Genomic DNA, 22251 nt, shown 5'->3' on the forward strand with positions numbered 1-22251 from the left:
CGTACGCCTGCGTGGTCCCCGGTCGAGCCCGCTGCCGCCCACGTACGCCTGCGTGGTCAGCGGTCGAGCCCGCTGCCGCCCACGTACGCCTGCGTGATCAGCGGCTCGACTCCCATAGCCGGGGCCCCGACCGCCAAGGGCAGTTGACCCGTACGACCGACTGGTCGGTGAACGTCAGGTCGCAGGCGTCGGAACCGGCCTGGGGCTGGTGCGTGACCGAGAGAAGGTCGTGCGCCGGAACGGTCAAGCCGGGTTCCGTCGCGCCCAGTTGGTCGCCGCGTCGTGAACGCTGTACGTAGACCAGCATCGCGTCCCGATCCGTCAGCAACAGGACCGTAGCCGCGTCGGTGGTCGGGACCCGCGGGTACAGCGCCGAAGCGAAGCGGCCGGCGAGGCTGCCGCGCCCGCCCGTGAGGGGTTTTCCGGCGCGGCGGGTGCGGTTGCGATGCAGCCACCAGAACGGGTCGAGGTCCGGGGCGAAGATGTCGTAGAGCCGGAAGCCCCCCCAGACGCCGCGCTTGAACCCGGCCCAGCGGTCGCCGGGCAGCCGTTGGCCGACGAGGACTCGGGGCCTGTGCCGCCGCGCGGGCCTGCGCAGCCGGGGGCCCGGCCGGACCACGGTCGCCGCGTGGACGCGGGTGCCCGGGGGCAGGGCGGCCACGGCGCGCTGCTCGATGTCGGAGTGGGCCGGGCCGCTGAGGAGGTTCCCGGGGCTCATCCGAACACGTCCTGCACCGGGCGCTGCTGCGCGGGGATCTGTTCACCGACACGATCCCGGAAGGATTCCGGTTCGGGGCGGTTCGCGTACTGCTGCTCCTGCGGGGTCTTCGGCTCCTCGCCGTCCGGTGTCTGGTGGGCGACGTCCCAGGTGTGGTCGCCCATGCGGACGTAATCGAGCCCTGTGGTCTCGTGCAGGGTGCGCTCGGCGCCCTCCGCCGCCGCGGAGACCTTCGCGCCGACATCCACACCCGTGGCGTCTTTGAGCATGTCGTTGGCGAGCGGTGCGGCGTCCATGGCGGCTCCACCGAGGTGTGCGCCGAGGGCGGCCTTGACGGGGAACTTCACCGCGTTCTTGACGATCTTGTAGTTCTTGTCCTTGTGCCGCCACGCCCGTTTGGCCGCCACGCGCAGCTTTCGCAGCTTGCGCAGCGCGCGCATCTTCTCGGCGAGGCTCTTGAGCTTCTCGGCGAGCTTGGCAGTGATGCGGGCGGCCTTCATGACCCGGCTCGCCGTTCCGGCCGCTCCGATCAGCGGGCCCACGGCCGCCCCGACTCCCGCCGTCAGGACGGCGACGATGGCGGCCGTGGCCGCCGCGGCCAGCAGCGCTTCGACGATCTCGACGACCAGGTCGAGCATCACCTGCTCTGCCTCCGCGCAGCTCTCTGCCGCCATTTCGAGCAGCTCGGCCACGGTCGTCATGTCCTCGGCCTCACCGCGCAAGGCCTCCTCGAACGCGGCGAGTTTGCCGCTGAAGGCCTCCGAGGCGTCACCTGTCCACGACGCGACGAGCGTCTTGCGCTCAGCCTCCAGGTCGTCGACGACTCCCTGCATGTCACGGGCGGCGGAACGCCATTCCGCCGCGGTCTGCGCCAGGAGTTCGTTGTCCCCGCTGACCTTCTCGATGAGGTCGTCGAGGCCGAGCTGTTTGACGGCGCCGCGGATGGTGGAGTCCAGCGCGTCGGCGAGCGGGTTGCTCCAGTCGACGGAGAACCCGATGCGGTCGAGTACGTCGGGCATCAGGACGCCCCGCCGAACATCTGGGTCTGGGCTTCCTCGCCCTGGTCATAGGCGTCGGCCGAGTCGCGGACCGTTTCAGAGATGACGGTCAGGGCGTCCTGGACATCCTTGAGGTCATTGATCGCTTCCTCGGACTGCTTGTCGTAGTCGGCCTTGAGCTCGTCCGACTCGGGAAGCTTTCCGAAGGTCTGCGCGTGGAGATCGAGCGGAGCCAGTCTCCTTCGAATGCCCTCGGCTTTCCCTGCGGCCTGTTCGGCCGCTTGCGCGTAACGACGAAGCGCAGAGCTCTCTACGTCAAAGCCGGCCCCGGACATGAGCCCCCTCTGGTTGCGGATTTCGCCGCAAAATTACCTTGATCAATCCTGGGTTCCTAGGATCCTAGGAACCACTCCCGCGCGCCACAAGGCTGCGCCCTGTGGTGCGTGTCACGACCAACGGGGCGTGGGTGGCGCCCAGTTGAGGCACGCCTTACGCCATGACCGCCCTCTACGCCATGACCGTCTCCTACGCCATAACCGTCTCCTGCGGCACGGCCTCCCCCGGCGTGAACGTCAGACTCCTCAGCACTGCCGCCACCACCTCGCAGTACTCCTCCCAGTGGTCCGTGCTGGGCGTGCTGAAGGTGAGCACGATCATGTCCTGGGCGCCGGGCACGGCGTCGCGCGGGACCGGGACGTAGGCCTGGATCTCGGCGACCTCCACCGGCAGGTCCTCGCCGTTCGTGGTCAGTTCGGCCGGGATGTGCAAGGAGGCACTCTGCTCGAAGACCAGCACCGCCCGGCCGCACGGCAGGTCCCAGATCCGGACGGCGTCGGAGCCGTGCTCACGCGCCATCACCTCGCCGATACCGATCACCGCGGTCTCCGGGTCACGATGGGCCAGGGGGTGGCGGGCGATCAGCAGGGTGCCGCTCGACAGGTCGTCGTCGATGGTCACCAGGCATGTGGCGGCGTAGAAGACGTTGGCAGCCGAGAGGGTGGCGGAGGCGCGGGCGTATTCCGCGGCCATGGAGTCGAGTTGGGCCTCGGTGAGGACGGTGCCGGCCCGGTCGCCCGCTCGGGCCGCGGCGTGGGTGCGGGCCTGGGCCGGGTCGAGGCCCGGGACGATCTCCTGGAAGAACGGGGGTATCTGGAAGGTGACGTTCACCGGTGGCTCCTTGGGCCGTAAGTGGGGCCGCCGTTCGGGCCGTCGCTCGGGGCGTCGTTCGGGCCGTCGCTCGGGCCGTCGTTCGGGCCGTCGCTCGGGTCGTCGCTCGGGCCGTCGTGGTGTGCTGCTCGGCGGTTGGTCCGCAGGGCGAGCAGGCCGAGTCCTGTCGCCGCGATCAGGAGGACGACACCGATGGCGGCCGGTGCGGCGAAGGGTTCACCATGGCGGGCGGCCGCGACGGCCTTCACCACCGCGCCCACACCGGGCAGACCGAGCACGAGGGTCAGCGCGAGCAGTGCGCCCGGATTGCCGGCCGTTCTCAACTCCTGGGCAGGAGCGTGCAGTTCGGGGGAGCCGGGAGAGGGAGGGAGGAAGCCGCCCGGAGGAGCCGACGAAGGAAGAGGGGTCGAGGGAGGCGGCGCGTACGTCCGCGTGGAGCGCAGCACCAGGTAGCGCGGTTGCGCCCGGAAGCCGTCGACGCGCACGAGCTCGTACCCGTACTGTCGGGCGGTCCACAGCGTCTGCTCCATGGACCAGCCCGTACCGGAGGCCAGAACCCGCACCTCCGGCCTGCCGTCCAGGGACCTGAGCACCTCCTGGCGGCGCTTCTCCCGCGTGGCGGCGGAGCCGATGTGCGTGTGGTGGAAGAAGAAGGGGAGGGCGACGAGGGTGCCGACCCCGAGGGCGAGGGCGGCGAGGATCAGGATGGTGCTCAACATGCCGTTCCCTCAGTTCCCCGCCGCCTGTGCCGCTGCCTCTGCCGCTGCCTCTGGCGCTGTCTCTGGCGCTGTCTCTGGCACCTTCTCTGGCGCCTTCTCTGGCGCCGCCGCTGCCTCTGCTTCTGCTGCTGCTCCTTCTGCTGCTGCATCGCGGTCCTTTTCACTGCCGGTCTTCCACGCGTTCTCGAACGCCACGGCCAACCCGCCGCCGGGGATGGCGTATTCGGCCCCTTGCCGCAGGTCGCGCGGGATGAAGTAGCCGACTGCCGTACTGTCCTCGACCGCTGCCCACACCGAGTCCCCGGTGCCGCCGATCCCCACGAACTTCTCGCCGCCCGCCACGGCCGCGATCGTCCGCTCGGCGAGCCCCGCACCCTTGAGTACCGCGCTGCCCGCGCCCAGCGAGACGACTCCCGCCGCGTCCTCGGCAAAGGTCCGCCAGGACACGTCCGCACCCGCGAGCGAGGCCGTGGTGTGCACGGCCAGCGCACCCGCCGCGAGACCGCCGGACACGGCGCCCAGGACAACGCCGGCCGGGGCACCGATGCCGGTCGCGTCGAGCGCCAGGCCCACGATGCCGATCGCCGTACTGACCGTGGAGAGCACGTCGCCGATCGCCGCGATGGCGTTGGCGTGCTCCTTGACCCAGTCCGCGACCTCGTTGGCGAGCCACGCGTGTGCCTCGACGAGGTGCTCGAAGCCGTCCATCAGGCGGTCGAAGAGGCCGGGCTCGTCGGGGGCCTCGTCGGCGGCCTTGCGCAACAGCCGCGCGATGTCGTCACCCTGCGCGTCGTGCTGCTGCCGCAGCCGCTGCGCGTCCTCGATGATCTGGTCGAGGTCGGCCCGTGCGCGATCGAGTCGCTGCGTGGCGGAGTCCAAACGGCCCTGTGCGTCGGCCAGTTGGGCGTCATCGGTGAAGGTCCGCCCGGCCAGCCGCAGATCCGGGTCGGCCTCGGCGGTACGCACACGCTCACGCGCCTGCTCCGCCCGAGCCTCGTGGTCGCGGGCGGACTGCTGCATCGAGGACAACTGGTGCCGCCAGTCGACCAGTGCGTCCTGGGCCTGCTGGAAGCTGTCGGTCGCGGTGGACAACAGGCCGGGCAAGTCCTGCACTTTCGCGGTGAAGGCGTCGGCCGCGACCCCCGACCAGCCCCCGCTGCCGCGGACGATGCCACTCAACACGTCCTGCGCGGCACGGAGTTTGCCGTACGCGCCGTGGATGTCGTCGGCGAGCGCCTGCACGGATCCCGGTTGTCCGGGCGCCGGGTCGAAGCCGAGTGCGGGATAGGCGTCGCCGGTGCCGGGTGTGGCGGGCATGTCGATTCCCCCGTGGATCGTGGGTTGCGTCGTGGGTTGCGTCGTGGGTTACGGAGCGGTGGCGGCGGAGGTCCGGGTGGGTGCGGCGGCGAGGGCGCCGGGTGCGCGATTGGGCACCGGGGCAGCAGGTCAGCTGGGCAGCAGGTCAGAATGCCCATCTGCCCAACTGCCCAACTGCCCATCTGCCCAACTCAGCCGAATGGTGAGGAGGCGGCTCTGTCGGCACTCCCCGGCGCCGACGCCCCCGCGGCCGCGGGCGTCATCGCCTGCTGGATCGCCTGATCGGTATCGCTGTACGCCTGGGCGGTGACCCGCAGCCCGTCCCGGATCGCCTCGGTCAGCTGGGACAACTGCTTGATCCCGTACTGCCACGACTCCCGGAACCCGCCACACGCACCCTCAACAGCCTCGTGGCCCATGCCCGCCACCGACGCCCGCTCCATCCGCGTACCGGCCGCACGCATCTCGGACGTGCACTCGTCCAGCCGTCCCGCGAACCCGCCCAACTCTTCGGCGTCGACACGGAACGTCCCCGGCAAGGACGACATAGCTCCCCCTGACCTTGATCACCCACCAGAGCCACAAACGTAACCCACGACGCACCTGACAGCCCCGCCACACCTCAACCCTTGTCACAACCTTGTCGCCCTGCCTCCCTGCCCACCCTCCTTCTCAGCCCACAGGCCGCGCCACGCTCGCGGGCATCCTGCCCGGCGGCGTCGTGCCTTCCTGATTCCAGGCGGGACCACGGAAGTTGAGCATCACCCAGCTCCCGTCGGCGAAGCCGATCTCGTGCAGGCTGTGCTTGATGTCGCTCCTGCTGCGCACCCAGTTCAGCTGTGCGCGGTCCCGCTGCCAGACGACCCTCGTCGTCGGCCCGACCGTCCCCGCGTCCAGCCGCCCGAGCACCTCGACCGCGTACAGCATCCGCCGGCCCACGACCAGCGCATGCACAGGCTCGTAGCAGTTACGAGGCAACAAGGCGCACGCCAGGCTGCCGGCATCCGACCTCCAGCCACCCTTGAGCGCCTCCCGCCGGTCGCGCCGCCGCAGCAGCCCGCCCACCGGATCAATCCGCTCCCAGAAGGCGAACCTGTCCCATCTGGCCACCATCCTGTCGAACATCGAGCGCGACGCCCTGATGGACCAGGACCGCGCGGACCAGGGCGGCTCCGGAACCCAACTGTCGGTCTGCACGACGTACGACGCCAGGACGGGCTCGTACGCCGCGACCGCCTCGACGGACAGCGCCATGGCGTCCCTGACACGATCCTGGGTGGATTTCCCAGCCATTACGCTCCTTCTTCATCCCGTCCCACAACCCGTCCCGCAACCCGTCCCACAACCCGTCCCACAACAAGAAGCGGTCCTGCGGACTCACCGCTCTGGGCGATGTCGCCGACATCCGGCCGATTTCCGCGCAACAGGCCCATGGTGATTCTCCTGCGCCCCGTCACCGTTTTCACCACATCCTCCGAACGCGGAAATCGACGGAGATGTACGGAGCTTGGCCGCCTTCCTCATCAACGGCGAGGACTTGGCCGAGTCCTCGGGCTTGGTGACGAGATCGTCGGGCTTGGTGACGAGGGAACCGACGCTCCACTCCGCCCACCGCCGTTCCGCCAGGCGGAATCGGGAACCGGAACCCGAGTTCACCCCGCCCTACTTCGCATTCCCGAGTAAACCGGACGCTACGTGTAACTTCCACCAAGCCGAAAACACGGACCAGTTATAGTCCCTTACGCCGAGTACCAGGCCGCCGTCACTCCGGCACAATCCACGCCCGTCCATATGGAGCCCCATGTCCGTGACCTCATATCCAGGCGGGCCCTCGCCGTCGCCCTCGCCCGCTCTCAAGCCGCGCAGCAAGGGACGTACATTCTTCGGAATCGCGATCATCGTGTGCGCCGTTCTGGGACTCCTCCTGACCCTCGCCTTCGGCTGGTCGATCTTCTTCGACCGTGCGACGACCTACAACCGCGCTTATGAGCCCGTGGCGTGGCGCAACGAGCCCGCCGACAAGATATTCCCGGACGAACTGTCCGCGTACGACGGAACATCCAGCGCTACGGACCGCAAGCAGCAGATGTCGTGGGTTCGGGCGGGGATCGCACAGGACACCTCATGCGCGAGCGGCCTGGACGGCAAGGCGCTGCAGACCGCGAGCGCCCACGACTGCAAGGCCGTGCTCCGCGCGACGTACGTCGACGCCCTCAACTCCCAAGTGGCGACCGTGGCGTTGGTCGTGCTCGGCGACACCGCGCAGGACGAGTACGGCTCCACGCCCAACGGGCCGCTCGCCGACGCCATTTCGGAGTCCGGCGACGGCCGCGACGGGACACTCCATGCGCCGAAGGTCGCCTACTCGGTGCGCGCCTACGGCGTCAAGGGCACGCCCGCGGCCAACTGGACCGACTCCCGGCGCAACGCCTCGGCCGCGAAGGTCTCCGGCGACAACTACGTCATCGCCGTCACGGCAGGCGCCACCGACGGGCGCCTCGCCGCGCGCCTGCCCGCGCCCTGGAACTCGTACGGCGTGCAGGCCCCGAATGTGAAGGACCGCTCGACGTACACCGAAGCCGCCAAGGGCCTGACGGAATCCGAGATCATGGGCTCGATCTACGACAAGGACGACGAATGAACACGCGACGCCGCATCACGGCCGCGCTCGCGACGCTCGGCCTGAGCGCGGTCATCGCCATCACCTCCGTCGCCCCCGCCTCCGCCGCCCCCGGCGCTCCGCACAACTGGGAGCTCAAGACGTTGGGCGCGTCCCAGGCCCAGTCGCTCAGCCAGAAGCAGGGCGAGGGCGTCACGGTCGCCGTCGTGGACACCGGCGTGGACGACACCCACCCGGCACTCAAGGGCAAGGTGACCCAGGGCCGCGACTTCGGCGGCGGCAACGCCAAGCCGGGCGACCCCTACTGGGGCGTGCACGGCACCGCGATGGCCCATGACGTACTGAAGATCGCGCCCAAGGCGCACATCCTGTCCGTCCGGGCCATCCTCGAGACCGAGGACCCGGCCTTCAACACCTGGAAGGGCGAGGTGAAGAACGGCGACGGGACCTCGCCGCTGGCCCAGGCCATCGACTACGCCGTGGCCAAGGGCGCCGACGTGATCTCCATGTCCCTCGGCTCGGAGGGCAGTTGGGAGGGCAACCCCGACAAGGGCGAGGAGATCGCGGTCTCCCACGCGGTCTCGAAGGGCGTCACCGTACTGGCCAGTTCCGGCAACGACGGCCGAACCGCCAGCCGCCTCGAGCGCTCAGAGTCCAACGACTTCTCGACGCCCGCGGGTTACCCGGGGGTGATCGCGGTCGCCGCCTCGCAGCCCGATGGCACCCGCGCCCCGTTCTCCACGGTGCACACCTACAACGACATCGCGTCGCCCGGCACCTTCATCTACAGCGCGCAGCCCGGCGGCGGCTACAAGGCGGTCTCCGGTACCTCGCCGGCCTGTGCGCTCGCTTCCGGTGTCGTGGCGCTGATGAAGTCGCGCAACACCGACCTCACTCCGGGGCAGGCGCGCACCATCCTCACCCAGACGGCCACCGCGCCGCCCGGCGGCTGGAACGCGCTGCTGGGCCGCGGCGAGATCAACGCGGCCAAGGCGGTACGCGCGGCGGCGAATCCCCCCGCGACGCTGGGCAAGGCGGCGCCGTACGAGGGCAAGGAGACCCTGGCCGAACCGGACGGCACCCCGTCCCACCTCACGGCCGAGCTCTACACCTCGGACGTCGTGATCTTCGGCATCGGCATCGCGCTCGGCATCGTCATGCTGGGCGGCGGATACCTGCTGCTACGCCGCCGCAAACTGAAGCCCGGCGAGACGACCGGCCCGCCGTCGCCAACCGGCTGGAACGGCCCACAGCCTCCGGCGTACGCACCCGCTGGCGCGGGCGGGTATCCGCAGGCGGGGCAGGCGGGTGGGTACCCCCAGGCGGGCGGGTATCCGCAGGCTTCTGGTTATCCGCAAGCGGGTGGGTACCCCCAAGCACCTGGTTATCCGCAGGCGGGTGGGTACCCACAGGCACCGGGGCCGTCGGCCGGTTCGGGGAACGTGCCGCAGCCCCCGCCTCCGGGCAACCCGCCCCCGCCGCCGGGGCAACAGCAACAGCAACAGCAATGGAACAGCTCTCCGTACTCGGACCCGAGTTCTTGACCGCACGATCGCACCCCGCGCCCGTCTCGGACGCGGGGTGCGGTCGCTCGGCGAACCGAGCGCCCCGCCGCGCCAGTTCATGGTTCGGCGTGCTGGGGCTCGCGATCCCCGCCCCCGTCCTTCCGCTGTGGCTCTTCTCCACGGCCCCGGATTCGCGCCGCTTCGTCCCCTAGCCGAACTCCGGAAGCGCCAGGTGTCGATCCTCTATCCAGTGCTGCGAAAGATGGCGGGACTCATCGGGTGCAAGGAAGCATCCACCCTTCCGGTCACCCCATCGCTCAAGGCGACGACTCCCCCGAAATGACCCACCGGCCCGCACGACGACCTGCCCCTACCGAGAGACAGCGCCCCCGACCCCCACCTCGGCACGGCCGCCCCCGACTCGCCCTCGCCGCGAACCCCTCAAGTACGACACAACGCCACCCAGCATCCCCAGCACAGCCACGGCCGCCAGCCCCCAACGCCCGCGCCCGGAAACATCGGTCAGCATGCCCGCCGTAGCCATCAGCGCAAGCACGACGAGCAGCACCCCGCTCCATGGCAACCGCAGCGGCAAGGAGACGACCGGCATCCAGAGCCCGACATGACGCCCCGCCTCGACCGGCGCTCCCGGTTCACCCACGACGTACGCATCACCTGCCACCCGCGCGAGTTGAGCAACGTACACCTCACCAGGCAGGCACCACCCTTCGTCGCCGACCAGGGCCGCATGCAGCCGTTTCGCCGCCCCCTCCGCATGCCGCCAACAGACCCACACCTGCTGCCCCTCCACGGACTGGGCAATGGCCGCGCACTCCTGCTCTGCCCAGAAGTGCACCTCACCGCTCTCGGTACGCACCCGCAGCACAGCACCATCGCCCTCACCGGTCGCCGTCCCCTGCACAGAACCGCGAGCCGCCCGATGCCGACCGTCGAGCCGGGAAATCCCGCCCAGCGCCCCGCCCCCAACAGACAGCGCTACGACAATCAACGCGACGCCGGCCCAACACCCCAGGAAAACCCAGGTCTCCCCAGACCCCAGTGCGGTCCCGGCTAGCAACCGATCGAGCGTGTCCGCGTCACCGTGGACGGCGCCCAGATCAAGACGGTCGGGCGCGTAAAGCACAGCGAGGCGCCCACCCGCACGAGGCACGTCATGCGTCCGAGCATCCATGGCGACGCGCCGAACCCCACCGTCCTCATCAGGCAGTTCCACGGTCACATGGGCTTCGAAGTCACTGTCACCCCGACCGGCGAACCGCTCCACGTCAGCGACATCAACGATGCGCACCGTCGCCCGCTCGGCCCCCGCCTCCCTGATGGCGGCCGCCGCGGTCGCATCGGTGTCGTCACTCGCCGAGATCGCGAGAACCCCAGCAAGCGCGGCGAGGAACGCAACAATGCCGACCAGACCTCGCACCTTCACCGCCCGCCCAGACGGAAGCCGGGCAGGAAGCGCACTCCCCTTCGCCATCGACACCGCCCCGGCACCCCGCGGGCGCACGACGCCGTACTCGGCGGCCCGCCCCGCACCGTTCCGACGCCCGCGCCCAGCGACCCCGACGCCCCCGACACAGCCGAGACAGACCAGCAGGATCCCGACACAGAAAGCGACCAGCATGCGCCGATGACTCAATTCATCGAGGAAGAGCCAACCGAGGAATCCAAACACCGCGACAGCCGACGCCGCCCAACTCACCACGGCCAGCAGGGGAGTTCGACCAAAACGCGACCCGGTAACCTGCGAGCTCATCCGAAGACACTCCTGATGCCATTCCCTGCGGAGCCGCCACCCTGCGGCTTTCCGCTCTGAACGCCCTTCTCCGTCTTGGCGGCGGCCACTCCGGCCTCACCGCCTTCCTTCTCTTCTTCTTCCAGGCTGTCCTTCGATTCGTTGGCCACCACACCGCCGACGACAGGCGCCACGGAGTTGGTACCGACGTCGACGCTCAGCTCTTGTCCGGGTGTGATGTGTGGCGTGAAGGCGGTCTGCATCCCCACTGAAACCCCTGCGGCACCTCCGGCAGCGCCGCCCGTCACTGCTGTGATGGCCGCGGCCTTCGGATCGAAGTCCTCCCCCTTCCGTACGGAGTCGAGGTAGTCACCGGTGAACCCTCCAGCCGCGCCTCCGGCCACACCACCGGCGAAATCACCGAGCACGCCCTTCCCCGCCACGGCTCCGACCGCACTACCCGCGACCGTGCCCACAGTGGCGCCTGCGGCTCCACCGACGAGGTTGGTCTGCCACTCGGGCCCCTTGCCACTGAGGAGGCTGGTCGCGACTCCACCTGCGGTTCCGCCAGCGAAGTTGGCGAGCCCATCGAGGGCGACCTTGCCGGCGCCAAATGCCTTCTGGCTTGTGTACAGGGCTCTGAAAACCCCTGCGATGGCCTTCAAGGCCCGCCCAAGGCGTCCAGCCGCGGCGACCGCACGTGCCGCTAGTTGAGCAGCCCTGGCAGCCCCAGCAGCCGCGGAGAACCCCATCGTGATGAAGGAAGACGCGACAGAGACAGCAACCGAGATGCCGATCTCCAGGTAGATCTCGTGGATCTCCTCGTTGACCTTGCGGATGTTGTCAGCGGCCTCGTCGAGCCCCTCTGCCGCGTTCTTGAAGTCAGGGAGGACCTCCTCGACCACCTTGTGGAGCTCTCTCCAGTGGGCGTGGAAGGCGTCGGCCGAATCTCCCCGCCACGTTTCCCCTACGGCACGGGAGACCTCACGATCGAGGTCTCCGAACATCGCCTGCACGTCGTCGTGCATCCTCCGCCACGCCCTGGCAGCGTTCTCGAGCGCTTCGGGGTCACCACCGGGATTGACGATGTCCATCCCGGCTTCGTAGACCTTCTCGGCGACGGACTCGTCATCACTCACTTGGCGCCCTCGCCGAAGAGAGCAGCGACATCGTCGTCGGTTGACTCAGTGGTCTGTGTGACGTGCCGTAGGGCTGCCCCGATGGCATCCAGGTGCCGATACACGTGCTCCATGGATTCCGCCATGTCGTTGGAGAAGCCGATGTAGGCCTCGTTGATTTCGTCAGATTCGGTGAGCAACCCGAATCCGTCGGTAATCGCCTATTCGCCGGTACGTTGCCGAAAAGTCCTCAGGTGACTCTGAAGGTCGTATGCGTGCGTCTCGAAACTCTTTGCCAGCTTCGACATACCCGAGGAATCGACATACGTCGTTCCGTCGTCGGCCATGACTTTGTTCCCCCGTGGGCGTGTAGACGTAGGACGTGAAACGTGACGTCGCCACGTGCACGTCCCGGCGAACGTACACGGTTCCCCACACTTGGCCAACACGGGCCCAGAGGAGGAGGCGTGGTCACCGCTACCCGCCCACCCCATACACGCAACATCACTCGCCTGACCACGCGGACCAAACGAGCGAATGAAGACCAACTCCAGGTCCGCAGCCAACTCGACGTCGTGGCGGACATGCTCGGACGGCAATTCCCGCAGGTCAAGACGATGCTGCTAGAGGCGGCCGGAGACATCACCGCGTTCGCCGACTGCCCGCCGGCGCACTGGAAGAAGATCTGGTCCACCAACCCGCTGGAACGGCTGAACCGGGATATCAAACGACGGGCCGACGTCGTCCAGGTCTTCCCCAACCCCGCCGCTCTGGACCGACTCGCCGCCGCGGTCCTGGCCGAACTCCACGACGAATGGCAGGTCTTCGACCGCCGCTACCTCTCCGAAGGGTCCATGGCCGGTCTCTTCACCGGCCAGTCGACCTCACCACGACAGGTTCCCGCACAAGCGGAACCCCATGAGCTGGACTGACTACACCACTTCGTGGGACACCACCCCGGTTCACCGAGGGAGTGCCTTCGGCGAACCGCAGGCGTGACGGGCCGCGGACTCCTCGGCAAAGCGCTCCAAGTCCTTCCGCTCACTCTCATTGAGCGGGTCCACGGTGAACGAGCCGCCCCGCCCCTCGACCGGCGCCGCGTGGTAGTAGCCGATCCCCAGGGCCCCATGGCACGTGGCCGTGGTCCAGACCGAATCACGGTCGGCTCCCGAAGGCGCGCTGTGGCCGCCGTATCTGCCGCCGGCGACCGCATCGGACGCATCGGACGTATCGCTGAAAGGGTGGTACTCAGCCGTGAGTTGCATGCCGCCGACGAGCAGACACTCCTCCACCGGCGAGACACCTGCGGCAGTCTCCCGCACGGTCCGGGCTGAGGACATCCCCTTACAAGTTCCTGTGGCATCGTCGGCCGACACAGTCTTTGCGGTAGCAGCGGGAGCGGCCAGCTTGCCCGCATCCCCCTTATCCGTCACGCAGCCGGTCCGCTCCGCCGCACGCTCCGCGGTCCCGGTGACAACGCGGGCAAGCTTGAGACGTACCGCCTCGGTTGCCTTGGCCTCAGAGGGCGGCTCGGCCGCCACGAGGATTCCACTGCCCTCTTTCGCCGCCCAGTTCTTGCAGTTGAGGAGTACCGACGCGGTGGCTTGGTCGTTCTTGGTGACCATAAAGCCCTGCCAACTCGCGTTCAGAGGCACAGGAAAGGACTCCTCGTCACTCTGGAAGGTATAGACGCCGTACGGGTTATGGGCTCCGGCCGTGGTCTCGACGGATATCTCCACGCCGTCGACCGTGCACCGCGTCGCCAGACCGGGCGGCTCCGTCACCTCGTCCGAGACATCGAACTGTCCACTGGATACGTGAAAGCCCAGACCGAGAAGGTGCATCCGCGACTTGCCCACAAGGTCCAGCACCGAGTCGACCGGGAGCATCCCACTACACGCTCGACCGACCCTGGCTGCCGGGTACTGCAACTGAAATCCGTAGCACCCGGCCCCCAGCCCGACAAGAACTACCAAGGAGCCGATCAGCCGACGTCTCCCCTTTCCCCGGAACAGAGCCCGAGTGTTCCACTTCATCTGCAGCAATCCCTGTCTACGAAACTATTGAAGGAACCGGTATGCATTGCGTGTGGTTCGCGGACCGCCATCTGGCTTCCCGAGCAGATCAGCCTTGGCCGGTGCCGCTCTTGTCCTGGTTGTATCCGTCCCGGTTGCTGTCTGCCGACTGGAACCCCTGCTCGACCTCATTGGCCAGGATGTTGCCGTAGTCGGCTGCGTGGCTCTTGCCCTGAGCCTCCGCGGATTGCTGGTAGGCATCCCGGAGAACAGCCGAGGTGGAGTTCTTGGCGTTCTCCCAATCCGCACCGCTGGAGTACACCGTGTCCCCAAGGGTGTCCCTCTGGGTTCCCTCGACCATCTGGTTGATGAGATCGCCAGTGACCGTGGTGGCGAGGCCACCGACACCGGCGCCGACGGCCGGCGTCGCTATGAACGAGGTGCCGACACCGATGCCGGTGCCCACGATCCCCGACGCGTAGCTTCCCGCACGGCCCATGGCGTCGTTGTATGCCTTGTCAGCCTCCACGCCGTTGCCTATGTCCGAATCTCGTCTCCCGATCGCGATGCTTCCTTGGACTTCACCGGAAGACCTCGCGATCTCTCTCATGGCAGTCTCTGTAGATCCTTCGAAGGCTCCTGGATGTTGGAGGTGGTAGTCGATGAGGTTGGACGTGTATGCGCTTTCACCGAGGTTGATCGCCGCATAGCCGTCCGGGTCCTGCCCGACGGTCATGAGGAACCGGGAGGTGTCCTGCTCGGTCAGCTCTGCCCGGCTACCGGAGACCGGATAGAACGGATCCTTGTTGCCGGACTGGTCATTCGTCAGGGCTTGGTGGATGTCCGGCATGTACTCACCGGCCATCCTTCCGAGACTGTCCCGCATTCCGTCATGAGCCAGCCCGTCGTCCTTCGATATGGACTGAACGACCTTCTCCATGAGCGCGGCCTGCTTCTCATTGTGCGCTGGGGTGTTCGCGGAGGGGGTACTGTCGTACGAGTGGCCGGTGACGGCGGACTCCAGCGCGTGACCGAGATTGTTGTAGCCGCTGAGGTTCTTGGAGTCGCCTGTGTAGCCCGCGCCCTCCGGCCAGTGCCGATCCTCCATCAAGTAGTCGTAGTGGTCGACCTTTTCGCCATTCACAGTGGTAGCCGACGTGAAGAACTCGGTGGAGGCCTCCGGGTTGTGGCCCAGGGCGTCCATGTATCCCGCCATGGGGTCGAGCGCTCCGATGTTGGTCGTACCGAGAGAACGTGAGGATCCCCAATAGGTATCGGGGTTCTGGCCGACGTTCGCTCCGTTCCTCTCCGCGGTGATGAGACCATCTCCGTAATCCTGAAGGAAGTTGGTGTCCCACTTTCCGTCGCTCATCAGGCTGCTGGTGAGCTGGTAACCATTGAGGCCGTTCGAGGGCTCGACGGAGTTGGCGTTGAACTCGCGGCGGCCCGCCGCCAGCAGTTCGTCCTGGAACTTGGTGATGGCCGGATCGGGTCCCCCCTTACGGTGGTCGTCCGACGTGGTCGCCGTGCCGATCGTGGTACCCAGGTTCGCCTTAAGCTCCTTGAGCTGGGCCAGTTCGACCTTGGAGAGCGTGGTTCCAGCCGGTGGGGCGATGAGCTCATTGTATTTGTCCAGGACATTGCCCGCGCCGACCTTGACCGCGAAGTCCCGAGAGAATTCGGGATCGTTCTTGTTGGCGGACAACAACAGGTTGAGCTTGGTGACTTCGGCGTCGGTGAGACGCCCCTTCTTCTTCATCAGCGCGGACGCCTGGTCGACTTCCACGGCGTCGAGGCTGGTGTAGACGCGGGTGTTGAAGGACGAGCTTTCACCGTTCACGTCCCGCTGTAAAGCGGCACTCGCGGCTTCGTCGGCCGCGGTGGCCCGTTCGAGGACCCGTGTCAGCCGGTTCACCAGTGAATCCAGCTTGTCCTGGCGCTCCTCGGCAAGGCCCGGAGTTCCTGATGCCGTTGGGCTGTCCTGCCTCGGGTCGGAATCCTCGACCCTGCCGTCGTCGTAAACCTTGTATTTGTTGTCGCGTGCCTCGTCGAGCAGGGCATGAAGCTGCTTCTGCACAGCAGCGAACTCGGTGTGCGCGTCCTGCAGCAACTTCCCTATACGTCCCGCCTCAATGGCCGCGTTCTCGTACTCCGTACGGACCTTGGCCATGGTCGCGAAGGCGGCCTCGGCCGCTTCGCCCTCCCAATGGCCCTTGAGTTGATTGAGGACGCGCTTCTCGAACTCGCTCTGCAGCGACTCGTACTTGGCCGGAAGCACCTTCCAGGAAGTGGCGGCATCGGCCAATGGTCCGAGGTCGGCATTTTCGAGGTAAGGAATGGACACCATGTGCAACAGCTCCTTAAAGCCCGACAGACAGGCAGGTGCGGGGGTTGGTCCGGCTTGATGGACAGTCCCGGACGCCGCCAGGGAAGCCCGACCCAGGCCACCCGAAGGAGGCGCCGGTCGAGTCCTGGCGGGCCTAATGGTGTGGGTGTATGGGCCGTCACCCGGGAACCTTTCCTCGGCCCTGTCCCCGGCACTGTTCGTGTTGAGCCCTCTGGAGGTGCACGGACAACTGTCGGCAGCGGTGTTGTCGACAGTTCCTGCTTCTCGACGCGAGTAAATGATCTTGTCGGCGATACCGCGGCATAAACCGCATGTCAACCATTGCCCCCACTGTCCGCACGACAGACGCACCCGCCGGTTCGCTCACTCCGCAGCCGAGCGCGGACATGCCAACTAGAGGCGCAAGATACCGGATCCTCAATGGAACCACCCTCGGTTCGACAAACCGTTCGACGGGAACTTGCCTTACAAGGGCAGAAGACAGGGGGTGCAGCGAAACTCCACTCGCCCGTTACCCAAGCATGGAGAGACATAGAGTCGCGGGACGACGTGAGCGGCTCAGCCAGGAGACTCAGGTAAGCCCTGTCGCTCGCCCCAAACGTGCTACGGAATCACCAACGTCCTTACATTCAAGCCCAGTTGTCGCCGAAGCCCCAAGTCTGGGATCCACAACGAAAGTCCAGACCTACGGCCCGGCGCCCGTCGTGGTGGTGCACAAGGGCGGTGGGCCCCAGGAGGACCTTCCGCGGACGGTGGAGCAGATCGACGGTACGCCTCCCGCCACCGCGCCGGTCTCGGGCATGGTCGCGCTGATGCGCGAGCAGCACCCGAAACTCGCCGCGCACCAGATCACCCACACAGCACGTCGCCGACATCGCAGATTCACCACATCCCCCTCACCAGCCCCTCGAATGGTTGTACGGTACGCACTGTCGAGTTCACGGATCTGAGAGTTGCGGCCCGAGCGCCGCCAACGGGGGCTGATTCCACGTGACTTCATCTTCTGGCGCCGGCACGTCAACGACCAGAACAGGCACAGGCGCAGGCACGAGCAAGGTCGACACCGGCCGCATGAAACAGGCGGCCAACGCCCTCGTCGACCTCCGCGGCGACACCGAGAACATCGACAACACCGCCGACGAGGACACCCAGACCGCCGTCAAAGGCCTCAACAAACACACCGCCGGCGGCCGCCCTGAAGACGGCTCCTGGGCCACCGCCGGCTCCCTGATGACGATGGACATCCGCTGGGGCGAACAGGTCGCCCACCTCAAGGCCATGCTCCAGGACATCAGCGACCGCCTGCACACCACCACCGGCGAGTACACCCACGCCGAGCAGGAAGAACAGGCCCGCATGGCCTCGATCACCTCCCCCTTCGGCTGAGCGCGGCCACTCCCCCACTCCACGCCATGCCGCATCACTCTTAAGGGACCCGCCCCGCATGCCCTCCTTCGCGTACCTCAAGAACGCCGACCTCGCCCCATAGGCCGCGGCCGCCGACTCCTGGAAGGCCTTCCCCGAGGTGCTCTCGAGACCTTTGTCGGACAGCAGGTCGACGACGCAGCGAAAAAACAAGGTGGACAAGGGCGACAGCCTGGAAAGCGCGAAGGAAGCGTACACGGCGACCGGAAAGAGAAACGCTTCCACGCCTATTACCGCTTACAACGTGACACACGGAATATCCGCCAACTCAGACGCCGATATTCACCTCACGACAGAGGCGACAAACGGCTATGGCCGAGGGCACAGTTCGCGTGAACCTTACAAGTAGAAGGACTAGCGATGGCGCCGCGCAAGCCTCATTGTTTCGCCGCAGTGCTCGCGTCCATCACGCTCGTTGTCACGTCGGCTTGCACAGCAGACGGAAACGGCGATAGAGACGCCTGGAATGCCCGAGCGGCCAAGAGATTCTGCGGTACAGGTCTCCCACCCAAGGCTGCGAAAGCTTTCGAGAAGCTCTATTCCAGTGAATATGCCGACACCGCTTGATTCAACCACAAGAGCCTGCGCTCGGCGGCCGAGGAGGTAAGGGAGACGAAAGACTCGTGGGTGTACGCATGCGGGGTGGCAACGAGCAGTTCACTGTCGGACTGCTCGCTTGCGGGCCCAGCCAATACCGTTTTTGGTTTCGGCTGGATGTACAACCTATGGCTCCCTAAAAAAACTCTCCGGATACACCTTCTTCTCCGTAGGCGATGAGGCTCATTCGAACGGGGACCAGACCGAGGTGTATGTCAGATGCAGCGCCCGCACCCCGAACCTGGACCCCGGAAAAGAGCACTACCTCGTAGGTATTCTCGAAGAATCGAACTCTGACCTTCCTCGCGCCGAGCGCAAGAAACTCCTGATCGCTGCCATCTATCCGGTGGTCCGCAAGATGGCCGTCCTCGTGGGCTGCAAGGAGGCCGCCAACCTCCCGGTATCGCCGCCCGTCAAGACCACGACGCCCCCGTCGGATGCACGCACGGAAGACACCCTCCACTGAATGCACGCCCTCCGCGACACGCCATCGGCGACATTCCGGCCGGCCGTCTCTCTCTCTCTCCCCCCCCGGAGGCTGCCCGCGCGTTCGGCACGCGTGACCCCACGATTCGTGTGGGACGCCGCTCGCTTGAGGACGGCCCGATGAAACCGTCGACGCATTGGAGCCGACCACCGGGGAGTTGACTACGAACGCCGTCGGCCACGGCCCTGCCCCCCCCCTACTCGCGGCGGCAGTGAACCCCAGAAGACCTGACGCACCGGAGAGCGGTCAACTAGGTCTGTCTGTACGGCGGTTGCGAGGGAGCCGACTTCGGGGTACGAGCCCGGCGACGCCAAAGGCGCTTGAGGTGCCTGCGGTGGGGACGGGGGGGGCACCTGCTGCTGGTACGGGTTTGGGGGCGGCGCCTGCGTCGGGTACGGGTGCTGCCGGATACGGCTGGCAGCTGCCGCCACCCCAGCCGCCACCGGGAGACGAGGGAGGGCCGCCCTAAAACCGACGTAAACCGCCCGCCTGGTGTGCTGGAACAGGCGGGCGGAACGACCTCAACTACTGCTGCCCGTAGGGGGGTTGCGAAGGGGCCTGCGGGTACGAGCCCGGCGGCGCGGGAGGTACTTGAGGCGCCTGCTGCGGGTACGAGCCCGGGTACGGCTGCTGCGCCGGGTACGGCTGGTGGCCACCGCCACCCCAGCCACCACCGGGAGGCGGGGGCGGGCCGCCACCGTTGTTCTTGCGGCTGCGCACGATCACGATGACGACGACCACCAGGACGACGATGACGCCGGCGGCGATGCCGACGATCAGGCCGGTGCTCATGCCACTGGAGTCCGAGGAGTCGGAAGCTGCCTCCGGCGCAGTGGAAGACGAGGGAGCCGAGGCGCTGCCGCCATCGGCCTTGGCGATGGCGGCGTTCAGCTCGTCGACCTTCAGCGGGCCGTTCTTGGAGCCAGCCGGGATGTTCTTGGTGAGGGCGGCCAAGGGCTGAATGAAGCCGTAGCCGTAGTGCTCGTCGGGGAGCGAGGCGCCCTTCGCGGAGGCAGGGAGACCGGCGGTCTTGACGAGGCGGTTGACCAGTTGGCCCGCAGAGAGGTCGGGGAACTTCTGCTTGAGCAGAGCAAGGGCAGCAGAGGCATAGGCGGCGGAGTCAGAAGTACCGGTTCCCTGCCGGTAACCGTCGGAGTCCAGGCCAGCACTGACAATGTGCACTCCGGGGGCAGCCAATGTGAGCTGAGACCCGAAGTTGGATTTGCCCCAGATGGCACCGCCAGAATCCACTGCTCCCACGGTTACCATGCCGGGGTCGATCGCAGGGTGGTTGATGGGAGACTTAGCGACCTCCACCCCTTCATTACCTGACGCCGTGACAACGGGTACACCATGCTCAAGCGCATACTTGATCGACTCTTGCAACTCTAGAATGTCTGCGCTGCCGTCCCCGAGACTTTCGACACCCTGAGAGATATTGATGACATCTGCACCATTATCGACAGCGTAGCGAATGGCAGGACCGTAGTAACCGGAACCTGAAGCCCCGTCATCCCGAATTGGCAGGATCTTGGCTTCAGGAGCAAGCCCCTTCACACCGCTGTCGTTTCCTGCTCCATGGCCGTGCCCAGCAATGACACTAGCCATAGCCGTGCCGTGATCCGGCTTGCTCTTACCTTGATCCGGCTCTACCGAAGTGTCCCCATCAATGAAGTCCTTGCCCTTGAGGAATTGACCTGCAAGGTCGGGGTGGTCCGTCTTGAAGCCGCTGTCGATGACTGCAACCGTGACGCCCTTCCCGGTCGCCTCGCTCCAGATCTTGTCGGCAGAGAACGCCGACAGCGCCCACTGGTCATCTCTGACCTGGTCCGCCGACGCCGTCGGCGCGGCCGCAAATAGCAGCGCTCCCGCCGCCGCTGCAGCGCCCACCGCGCGCAGCGCTCGCGTGAAGCTCATGCCGTAACACCTTCCCTCGCAGGGCGGGGCCCACAGCCCGAAGGCTGCGGACCCCGTCTTCTTCCTCACCACATACTTAACCAGCAGAGCCAGCTACTCAACGACCTTGGGGTTAACAGTGCGGTCGTTTGCCCACGTCTGCTCGTCTTCGACCAGATAGTCCGGACGCGAGTTGTCTCGCCTCTTCTTGTCCTTGCCGTTTCCGGTCTGAGCGCCGTGCCCGGCAATTCCATTGCGTCCGCTGTTTCCGGCACCGCCCGTCGCGGTCTTCGGCTTCTGACGCAGCGCGGAACCCCCTTGCTGTCCGGCGCCCGGTTTGACGACAGACTTGCCGATCTCGCCGCCCTTCGTGCGGGCGAGCGAGTTGCCCTTCAGCCCCTTCGCCGCCCCATTACCGGCAGCTCCGGAACCGGCACCAGCACCAATCCCGCCGCGCCCCATAGCGCCTGCGCCACCACGGCCTGCGGCACCTGCCCCGAGGCCGGCACCGGCGCCGATCCCGCCGCCGATTCCCGCGCCACCAGCACCACCCGCGCCAGCACCGGCTCCGGATCCAACCATGCCGCCGCCGACGCCCCCAGTACCAGCACCGGCCCCCGTGCCGATACCACCAGTACCGACTCCCGGGCCACCCTTGAAGCTGAGGTTTCCGGCACCGATCTGCGAACCAGCCGTCGGCTTCTGCGTGCCGACACCACCACTGATGCCGTTCGTGGTCGGTGACTTGACGCCCTTGACCGACGACGCCGAGCCGGTGGAACGACTGAGATTCCCGGTGCCTGCGCTGCCAGCAGGGCCACCCACAGAGCCAGCGACGATCGGCACAGGAGCAATGCCGCCGGGCTCACCCGGATAGTCTTCGTCGCGGTCTTTACCACTCGACCGCTTCCACGACCCCATCGACTTGGTCTGCCCGTTGTAGACCGCCCCCAGCTCCTCCATCTTCACGGCCATGGCCATCTGCGCCTGACGCCCCGCCGACATGTCGCCTTCACGGCCGTCAGCGATCTGCTGCGCGGAGACATTCTTGTTGGCGAGGTCCCGGTTGAGGCCGCCCTCGTCGCGGTTGCCGTCCGTCAGCCAGTCACCGGCGCTGTCCATGTCATCCGGCTTCTCCATCGCCATGACAAGAGGCTGGATCTCGCTGAGCTTGTTCGCCGCGCTGGTCATCGCCGTCGAGACATGCGATGCGTACGTCGACGTGTCGTGGATCTTCTTCGAGATCACCTTGGCCCGAGCCTGGAACTGGTCGGCCGACGGGCCCTCCCAGTGCTCCATCACCTCAGCCACGGCATGCTCATAGGCGGCCTTGGCATCGACCAGCTGGTCATGAACTCCCTGCCAGCCCGTGGCAGCACGGTGCACGGCTTCAGGATTGGCATTCGCGATCATGGACTTCATCGCGTTCATGTCGCAGTTCTTGAAGTCGCTCGTGTTGTCACCGACGTAGCACTGCGTCGGTGCCTGGTACGTGTAGTCGACGCCCTGGTCAGTCATTGCGCCCCAGGCCCCCTTCGTCTCTCGCTTCGTGTCCTACGCGCCTGTCGCTGC

Annotated in this window: 19 protein-coding genes and 1 pseudogene; 5 read left to right on the forward strand and 15 right to left on the reverse strand. The window is 66.9% G+C overall.

The window, feature by feature from the left end; genetic code table 11:
• Positions 1-97: 97 nt before the first annotated feature.
• The 8 genes from RBJ65_RS23750 to RBJ65_RS23785 all read right to left on the reverse strand — a co-directional run bounded on the left by RBJ65_RS23750 (position 98) and on the right by RBJ65_RS23785 (position 6212).
• Positions 98-718, reverse strand: coding sequence for a hypothetical protein (locus tag RBJ65_RS23750; RefSeq protein WP_306323316.1), 621 nt, complete (start codon positions 716-718; stop codon positions 98-100).
• Complete coding sequence (locus RBJ65_RS23755; RefSeq protein WP_306323317.1) at positions 715-1737, reverse strand: WXG100 family type VII secretion target; 1023 nt, start codon at positions 1735-1737, stop codon at positions 715-717. Before RBJ65_RS23755 ends, RBJ65_RS23750 begins: the two co-directional genes overlap by 4 nt.
• Entirely contained in the window at positions 1737-2051 is a 315-nt protein-coding gene (locus RBJ65_RS23760) for a hypothetical protein (protein ID WP_306323318.1), read from the reverse strand. The genes RBJ65_RS23755 and RBJ65_RS23760 overlap by 1 nt, the downstream gene beginning before the upstream one ends.
• Positions 2052-2241: 190 nt before the next feature.
• On the reverse strand, positions 2242-2883 hold the full coding sequence (locus RBJ65_RS23765; protein ID WP_306323319.1) for a hypothetical protein: 642 nt from the start codon (positions 2881-2883) through the stop codon (positions 2242-2244).
• The gene (locus RBJ65_RS23770; protein ID WP_306323320.1) at positions 2880-3602 is read right to left on the reverse strand and encodes a hypothetical protein; all 723 of its coding nucleotides are present in this window, start codon (positions 3600-3602) and stop codon (positions 2880-2882) included. Before RBJ65_RS23770 ends, RBJ65_RS23765 begins: the two co-directional genes overlap by 4 nt.
• A 9-nt stretch (positions 3603-3611) precedes the next feature.
• Positions 3612-4919, reverse strand: coding sequence for a putative T7SS-secreted protein (locus tag RBJ65_RS23775; protein WP_306323321.1), 1308 nt, complete (start codon positions 4917-4919; stop codon positions 3612-3614).
• Between the two features lie 191 nt (positions 4920-5110).
• Complete coding sequence (locus RBJ65_RS23780; RefSeq protein ID WP_306323322.1) at positions 5111-5467, reverse strand: WXG100 family type VII secretion target; 357 nt, start codon at positions 5465-5467, stop codon at positions 5111-5113.
• Between the two features lie 124 nt (positions 5468-5591).
• The gene (locus RBJ65_RS23785; protein WP_306323323.1) at positions 5592-6212 is read right to left on the reverse strand and encodes a hypothetical protein; all 621 of its coding nucleotides are present in this window, start codon (positions 6210-6212) and stop codon (positions 5592-5594) included.
• Positions 6213-6819: 607 nt separating this feature from the next.
• On the opposite strand from RBJ65_RS23785, the gene RBJ65_RS23790 reads away from it, so the two are divergent.
• Positions 6820-7560 carry a hypothetical protein gene (locus tag RBJ65_RS23790; RefSeq protein ID WP_306323324.1) on the forward strand — a complete coding sequence of 247 codons (741 nt, stop codon included), beginning with the start codon at positions 6820-6822 and terminating at the stop codon, positions 7558-7560.
• Positions 7557-9083, forward strand: a complete 1527-nt coding sequence (locus tag RBJ65_RS23795) for a S8 family serine peptidase (protein WP_306323325.1) — start codon at positions 7557-7559, stop codon at positions 9081-9083. Before RBJ65_RS23790 ends, RBJ65_RS23795 begins: the two co-directional genes overlap by 4 nt.
• A gap of 331 nt (positions 9084-9414) precedes the next feature.
• Here the strand turns inward: RBJ65_RS23795 and RBJ65_RS23800 are convergent, their stop codons facing one another.
• The 3 genes from RBJ65_RS23800 to RBJ65_RS23810 are packed head-to-tail and all read right to left on the reverse strand — an operon-like array spanning position 9415 to position 12112.
• Positions 9415-10815, reverse strand: a complete 1401-nt coding sequence (locus RBJ65_RS23800) for a hypothetical protein (RefSeq protein ID WP_306323326.1) — start codon at positions 10813-10815, stop codon at positions 9415-9417.
• A complete protein-coding gene (locus RBJ65_RS23805; RefSeq protein WP_306323327.1) occupies positions 10812-11933 on the reverse strand; it encodes a WXG100 family type VII secretion target in 1122 nt (373 codons plus the stop codon). Before RBJ65_RS23805 ends, RBJ65_RS23800 begins: the two co-directional genes overlap by 4 nt.
• The gene (locus RBJ65_RS23810) at positions 11930-12112 is read right to left on the reverse strand and encodes a hypothetical protein (RefSeq protein ID WP_306323328.1); all 183 of its coding nucleotides are present in this window, start codon (positions 12110-12112) and stop codon (positions 11930-11932) included. Before RBJ65_RS23810 ends, RBJ65_RS23805 begins: the two co-directional genes overlap by 4 nt.
• Before the next feature lie 315 nt (positions 12113-12427).
• On the opposite strand from RBJ65_RS23810, the pseudogene RBJ65_RS23815 reads away from it, so the two are divergent.
• Positions 12428-12844, forward strand: a pseudogene (locus tag RBJ65_RS23815) (transposase); the annotation flags it as partial.
• Between the two features lie 30 nt (positions 12845-12874).
• Here RBJ65_RS23815 and RBJ65_RS23820 read toward each other — a convergent pair.
• Positions 12875-13801, reverse strand: a complete 927-nt coding sequence (locus tag RBJ65_RS23820; protein WP_306323330.1) for a hypothetical protein — start codon at positions 13799-13801, stop codon at positions 12875-12877.
• A gap of 235 nt (positions 13802-14036) precedes the next feature.
• Positions 14037-16274, reverse strand: coding sequence for a hypothetical protein (locus tag RBJ65_RS23825; protein ID WP_306323331.1), 2238 nt, complete (start codon positions 16272-16274; stop codon positions 14037-14039).
• 1071 nt (positions 16275-17345) lie between these two features.
• Here RBJ65_RS23825 and RBJ65_RS23830 point away from each other — a divergent pair.
• Both RBJ65_RS23830 and RBJ65_RS23835 read left to right on the forward strand, forming a co-directional pair.
• A complete protein-coding gene (locus RBJ65_RS23830) occupies positions 17346-17660 on the forward strand; it encodes a hypothetical protein (protein WP_306323332.1) in 315 nt (104 codons plus the stop codon).
• Between the two features lie 715 nt (positions 17661-18375).
• A complete protein-coding gene (locus RBJ65_RS23835; RefSeq protein WP_306323333.1) occupies positions 18376-18762 on the forward strand; it encodes a hypothetical protein in 387 nt (128 codons plus the stop codon).
• Positions 18763-19308: 546 nt separating this feature from the next.
• Here RBJ65_RS23835 and RBJ65_RS23840 read toward each other — a convergent pair.
• Together RBJ65_RS23840 and RBJ65_RS23845 are read right to left on the reverse strand one after the other, a co-directional pair.
• A complete protein-coding gene (locus tag RBJ65_RS23840) occupies positions 19309-20700 on the reverse strand; it encodes a S8 family serine peptidase (RefSeq protein ID WP_306323334.1) in 1392 nt (463 codons plus the stop codon).
• A 93-nt stretch (positions 20701-20793) separates the two neighbouring features.
• Complete coding sequence (locus RBJ65_RS23845; protein WP_306323335.1) at positions 20794-22197, reverse strand: WXG100 family type VII secretion target; 1404 nt, start codon at positions 22195-22197, stop codon at positions 20794-20796.
• Positions 22198-22251 lie beyond the last annotated feature (54 nt).

Source organism: Streptomyces sp. KL109B (genome assembly GCF_030766935.1).
Lineage (GTDB): Bacteria > Actinomycetota > Actinomycetes > Streptomycetales > Streptomycetaceae > Streptomyces.

Excerpts from the sequence above, each read along its gene's own strand:
- RBJ65_RS23750 (WP_306323316.1), bottom strand. The coding sequence starts at position 718 with ATGAGCCCCGGGAACCTCCTCAGCGGCCCGGCCCACTCCGACATCGAG.
- RBJ65_RS23755 (WP_306323317.1), bottom strand. The coding sequence starts at position 1,737 with ATGCCCGACGTACTCGACCGCATCGGGTTCTCCGTCGACTGGAGCAAC.
- RBJ65_RS23760 (WP_306323318.1), bottom strand. The coding sequence starts at position 2,051 with ATGTCCGGGGCCGGCTTTGACGTAGAGAGCTCTGCGCTTCGTCGTTAC.
- RBJ65_RS23770 (WP_306323320.1), bottom strand. The coding sequence starts at position 3,602 with ATGTTGAGCACCATCCTGATCCTCGCCGCCCTCGCCCTCGGGGTCGGC.
- RBJ65_RS23775 (WP_306323321.1), bottom strand. The coding sequence starts at position 4,919 with ATGCCCGCCACACCCGGCACCGGCGACGCCTATCCCGCACTCGGCTTC.
- RBJ65_RS23780 (WP_306323322.1), bottom strand. The coding sequence starts at position 5,467 with ATGTCGTCCTTGCCGGGGACGTTCCGTGTCGACGCCGAAGAGTTGGGC.
- RBJ65_RS23785 (WP_306323323.1), bottom strand. The coding sequence starts at position 6,212 with ATGGCTGGGAAATCCACCCAGGATCGTGTCAGGGACGCCATGGCGCTG.
- RBJ65_RS23795 (WP_306323325.1), top strand. The coding sequence starts at position 7,557 with ATGAACACGCGACGCCGCATCACGGCCGCGCTCGCGACGCTCGGCCTG.
- RBJ65_RS23800 (WP_306323326.1), bottom strand. The coding sequence starts at position 10,815 with ATGAGCTCGCAGGTTACCGGGTCGCGTTTTGGTCGAACTCCCCTGCTG.
- RBJ65_RS23820 (WP_306323330.1), bottom strand. The coding sequence starts at position 13,801 with ATGCTCCCGGTCGACTCGGTGCTGGACCTTGTGGGCAAGTCGCGGATG.
- RBJ65_RS23825 (WP_306323331.1), bottom strand. The coding sequence starts at position 16,274 with ATGGTGTCCATTCCTTACCTCGAAAATGCCGACCTCGGACCATTGGCC.
- RBJ65_RS23830 (WP_306323332.1), top strand. The coding sequence starts at position 17,346 with ATGAAACAGGCGGCCAACGCCCTCGTCGACCTCCGCGGCGACACCGAG.
- RBJ65_RS23840 (WP_306323334.1), bottom strand. The coding sequence starts at position 20,700 with ATGAGCTTCACGCGAGCGCTGCGCGCGGTGGGCGCTGCAGCGGCGGCG.
- RBJ65_RS23845 (WP_306323335.1), bottom strand. The coding sequence starts at position 22,197 with ATGACTGACCAGGGCGTCGACTACACGTACCAGGCACCGACGCAGTGC.